Source organism: Pedobacter sp., from assembly GCF_045627485.1.
Lineage (GTDB): Bacteria > Bacteroidota > Bacteroidia > Sphingobacteriales > Sphingobacteriaceae > Pedobacter.
The window spans coordinates 1-5264 of the sequence record NZ_JAZQNU010000077.1 but is presented as its reverse complement, the minus strand read 5'-3'; the positions used below and the strand labels follow the sequence as shown (position 1 = coordinate 5264).

At 40.1% G+C, this 5264-nt stretch carries 5 protein-coding genes; all 5 read right to left on the bottom strand.

Features of this window, described 5'->3' with window-relative positions:
- Window positions 1-173: 173 nt before the first annotated feature.
- Entirely contained in the window at window positions 174-344 is a 171-nt protein-coding gene (locus tag ACR2F3_RS05845; protein ID WP_432709044.1) for a GldL-related protein, read from the bottom strand.
- 18 nt (window positions 345-362) lie between these two features.
- The gene (locus ACR2F3_RS05840) at window positions 363-1700 is read right to left on the bottom strand and encodes an SUMF1/EgtB/PvdO family nonheme iron enzyme (protein ID WP_432709043.1); all 1338 of its coding nucleotides are present in this window, start codon (window positions 1698-1700) and stop codon (window positions 363-365) included.
- A gap of 91 nt (window positions 1701-1791) precedes the next feature.
- Window positions 1792-2562, bottom strand: coding sequence for a uroporphyrinogen-III synthase (locus ACR2F3_RS05835; protein WP_432709042.1), 771 nt, complete (start codon window positions 2560-2562; stop codon window positions 1792-1794).
- 12 nt (window positions 2563-2574) lie between these two features.
- Entirely contained in the window at window positions 2575-3555 is a 981-nt protein-coding gene (locus ACR2F3_RS05830) for a DUF4271 domain-containing protein (RefSeq protein ID WP_432709041.1), read from the bottom strand.
- A 25-nt stretch (window positions 3556-3580) separates the two neighbouring features.
- Window positions 3581-5218: a DEAD/DEAH box helicase gene (locus tag ACR2F3_RS05825; protein WP_432709040.1), complete on the bottom strand. Its 1638-nt coding sequence runs from the start codon at window positions 5216-5218 to the stop codon at window positions 3581-3583.
- Between the last annotated feature and the right edge of the window lie 46 nt (window positions 5219-5264).

Sequence of the window (5264 nt, the reverse complement as noted above, 5' to 3'; positions counted from 1 at the left end):
GGTTCTAAAGCATCTTTATTTGATGATTTGTATAGCATTAGTCTTATCATGAATGCAGCAAACGTAATAATTCCAATAGCTACTTCACGTAGTCGATTCCAATCCTCCAATATCTCGGTAAATTGATAATCTTCATCATCTTCATGGTGAAATTCTACTTGATCCATCTAAATTTATAAATCCACGAAAAACAGTATTGCCTCTACCCCCAAGCCGAGACCAATAAGGTAATTCCCCATAATCCCACCTATGTGCAGAATTTTAAATAGAACGCCGATAATAACAATACTTGCCCCCCAGGAAACTGCGGTATGTAACCAATCGAATTTAGGTTTTGTTGTCATAATAGCTTGATTTTAGATTTACTTGATATTTGAACCAGGGTAAGACGCTACACAACGGAACCCAATATACGACCTTGGCTGGTCTTGATATTCGTAAGTAGCTACCGAGTTTTGAAGAAAATAGGCAATGTCTTTCCATGATCCTCCCTTAACCACTTTACGCTTGAGGTATTTACTATCTGTAGTTCGGGCTACATAAGTATAGTTTGGATTAACGTCGTGCAAAAGCGCAGCTGCAGAAGGATTGTATGCTGTAGCCGTCCACTCCGCTACATTTCCTGCCAGGTTATATAACTCGTAGTCATTCGGCAGGTATGAACGTACATGTACCGGGTAAAGGCCGTTGTCGGGCGTATAATTTCCCGGATCACTTTTAAAATTAGCTTGTAGGCGGTTCTTATCGTCAGTAATCAGTTCTCCATTCCATGGAAATTTTGATTGCTCATTCCCCGCTTTGGCAGCGTATTCGAATTCTGCAGCAGTCGGTAATCTGAACTCCAGTTTAGGGTGCTTTTTAGAAGTCTTTTTACCCTCGTATTGTTTTGTCAGCCAGATACAATAAGCATTGGCCTGTTCCCAGGTAACACCCACAACGGGATAGTCGTCGTACGCAGGATTACTGAAGTAATCTTTAGCCATTGGACTATTCTGTGAATAACCAAAATCAACCATCCATACCAAGGTATCTGGATACACAGCTATAGATGGAAATTCATTGGGTTTAGTCGGATCCGGATTATCGACATAACTTTGAATAAAGTCCTTACGGTTCATCGCAGGGTTGTTCCTTCCCGCAGCGGCCAGGTCCATATTCAAAAAACTAAAGGAATATCTTAATTTACGGATATCTATCTCGCGTCTGCTTAACAAAGCATCGTCACCACTGTAATACATGGCAGCCAACTTACTGGCATAACCACCATTTCCGTCACGCCACAGGTACTTTTTTACATTGTTCCAGTCTATGGCCCTTGTTGAGGTCATCGTAGCACCACCTACAGTAGTTGCTACAGGCTTAAACAGGTTTGGTGCTGCTGCAGGACCAAGCAGGGTTGTTGCAACCGAATCTCTTACCCAGTTAACAAATTCCCGGTATTGTTTATTCGATACTTCAGTACGATCCATAAAGAAACCACTGATGGAAACCATTCGGCCAGAATTGCTTACGGTATCCATAATATCCAATGGCACACTTACATAAGTTTGTCCAGCGGGTATGGTAGCCATGTTACGGGCTACAGGAGATAAAAATTTATTGTTTTTCTTAATATTCACCCAGCCCTGTGCCAGACTCTCGTGTGTAACAAATGATAAGCAAAAGGCAATGACAAATACCGACAGGAAAATTTTTCTCATACACGCTGATAAATTTATCAGCAATTGTATTAATAATCATCCAGAAAATCAATGATTATTATAAAATAACATTAAAACAACGAAATATTTCCTATTTATTTGATTTTTTTAAGTAATTCTCAATAGCCATTATCATAGAGGGTGCTTCCGGAGATGGCGCTGCAATATCAACAATCAAGCCTGCATCTGTTACAGCCTTATGGGTGTTTACACCAAAAGCGGCAATACGTGTATTGTTCTGTAAAAAGTCAGGGAAGTTTGTAAACAAGGATTGTATGCTTGACGGACTAAAGAAAGCAATCACATCATAAAATACCTCAGCGAGGTCTGAAAGATCACTAACTACAGTTTTAAACAGAACTGCCGGTGTAAAATCGTAACCATTCTTCTGAAGAAACTTCATTGTATCCTCAGTGGCCATATCAGAACATGGATAAAGAAATTTTTCAGAAGCATGTTTTTTCAGCACTTCCGCAAGATCTGATGCGGTTTGTTTGCCGAAGAAAATTTTTCTCTTTCTATATTGAATATACTTTTGAAGGTATAAAGCGGTAGATTCCGAGATGCAGAAGTACTTTAAATCGTTAGGCACGTCGTAGCGCATCTCTTCACAAATCCTAAAGAAATGATCAACTGAATTCCTGCTTGTAAACACCACTGCAGAGAAATCAGCAAGGTTAATTTTATCCTTTCTAAAGTCCCTTGCTGGCACTCCTTCTACATGGATAAAAGACCTAAAATCGATCTTCAAATTATATTTCTTGGCCAGGTCAAAATAAGGCGACTTCTCTGTTTCAGGCTTAGGTAAAGTAATTAAGATACTTTTAACCTTGCGTAACCGATCTTCTTTGTTTTCTTGCATTATCTTTTAGCGTTATAAACCTACTGCCTTGATTAATATCAAAATAGGACAGATTTCGAGGGCACAAAAGTACAAAAATAAATAGACCTTTGAAAACCGATAGTGAGATAATATATTCACTCCCGCCCTAAAAAACTGGAATGTAAAAATTAATCCAACCAGGATTAACGATATGATTATATAATTTAAACCATAGCTAAGTGGCGTAAGTGCGAACGCAATCACCAATGGAATAAACAATAATGATGTGTTAAAATAACTTAAATATAATATAATAATATATTCGTGAACTGGTTTTTGTATATTAAATACATGACCAAGTAACCTTAAAAGAACAATTTTTAAAGTATAAAGAATAATAATTAAAATAGAAATTGTCACGTAATATTGAAAGCCGCCAGTGCCATAACTCAGTTGATAAAATTGTGTTACCAGGTAAAAAAACATCCCAATAACAAAACCAAATTGTACAAATAACAACAGGAAAGGCCAGGAAGTGAACAAGTTATCCTCCTTGGTTAGATTATTAAGCACCCTGTTGCTAATAAAAGCCTCCACAATAGTAGAGAGTTGCCGGGAGAAATATCGTTTCAAAATTGCAAACACGAGCAATAGAAAAGCAATGAATGCCAAGACCCAGGTTTCACCCCTAACCAGTGCTTTACCCTTCTTATACAAACTGTCCTTTTTGGTCTTATCGTCAATGCTGAACCATGGCACATCTGCTGGTCGGTTTTTCAACTTGGCATGCATGATGCTGTCAATGATTATAGACGAGCTGAGTAACGAATCTGGCAGAATCCAGGTATGCCTGATAATGGAGTCTGTAACAAACTTTTGACGTGCGAAGTAAGCAGAATCTTTAACAATCCGGGTAGGTCTTGCTTTTGCAACAACAGAATCCTGCAAAATAGGCGCAGCAATTTCCTGTGCCCGCACACTCATAGTCGCGGTAGCAAACAAACAGCAAATAAATATCAGGAGCGTTTTCAATACTGCAAAACTAAGTTATTATATACTAATTAAACAACTCAATCAGATCCTTCCTCGAAAGTTTCTTTAGATCCTGGTCTGTTTTGACCAGGTCGTTCACCAGATCGATCTTCGTTTCCTGTAATTGCCTGATTTTATCTTCTATGGTATCCGGGCAAATCAAACGTACCGCAATCACATTCTTTTTTTGCCCTATACGGTAGCTTCTGTCTATCGCCTGGTTCTCCACAGCAGGATTCCACCAGGGGTCTACCAGGTAAACATAATCAGCTTCAGTTAAGTTTAAGCCCGTTCCACCGGCTTTTAAACTAATCAGAAACACCCGCACATCCGGATGATGCTGAAAAGCATCCACTTTTGCTTCCCGGTTTTTTGTTTGACCCGTCAGGTATTCATAGCCAATATTTCGTTCTGCCAACTCCTTTTTAATCAGATCGAGCATTGACACAAACTGAGAAAACACCAATATCTTATGTTCTGCCTGTTTACCCTCAATTTCTTCGAGCAATACATTTATTTTTGACGATGCATCACCATAATACTGGTCGTCTTTGAGCAATGCCGGAGAATTACAAATCTGTCGCAATACTGTCAGGCCTTTTAATATATGCATGCTGTTTCGCGCCAGGTCTTCCTCCTTTTGCGACAACAAGAAACTTTTATATTCGGCCTTATACGCATCATAGACCTTTCTTTGGGCATCTCCCATTTCACAGTACATCACCATTTCAGTCTTGTCGGGAAGTTCAGAAGCCACCTGTTTTTTTGTGCGCCTCAAAATAAACGGCCGTACCTTTTTCTGTAAATCAGCTGCCCGTTTCATGTCTTTAAACTTATCTATCGGCGTCGAATAAACATCTTTAAAATACTGTCTCGAGCCTAGCAAGCCAGGATTAGCCAGCGACAACTGCCCGTATAAATCGAATGTGCTGTTCTCAACGGGCGTGCCGGTTACCATAATTTTATTACGCGATTTGAGCAAGGCTGCTGCCTGGTACCGCAACGATGAGGGATTCTTAACCTGCTGAGACTCGTCTAGAAATATCGTTTGAAACACATACTTCTTTAAGTATTTTATATCATAGAGCATCGTTCCATATGAGGTGATAACCACGTCAAAGCCATCCAATCCTTTCGTATCTTTAATGCGTTCCACCCCATATATGGTGTGTACCTTCAGAGAGGGCGCAAATTTGGCCAGCTCCTGCTGCCAGTTAAATAACAGAGTGGTAGGCACTACAATCAAACTAGGAGCCCCTTCACCGCCCTTTTCCTTCTTCAATAACAGGAACGCTATAATCTGGATGGTTTTCCCAAGCCCCATATCATCTGCCAGACAACCGCCAAAACCAAACTCGTCCAGAAAATTCAGCCAGTTTAAACCTTGCTGCTGGTAAGTTCTTAAAACAGTTTTTAACCCTTTTGGTGCTTTTACCTCTTTCACTTTTTGAAAATCTGACAAACGTTCCCTAAAAGTGGCCAGTTCCTGTTTCACTTCTGTGGTCATAAACTCCGCTTCGTAAAGCTCTTCAACCATGCTAAAGTTAACCTTCGGTGTACAGATCATTTCCTCCTGAACCTCTCCGGCATGGAAATACTTCGTGAAGCGCCCGATCCATTCGTCGGCGGCTTTCGTCCGAAACAACGTGATTACCCTCATCATCACCCCACCTTGACCTTGCCGATGCAGAAGACGAAGCTAAAGAGAC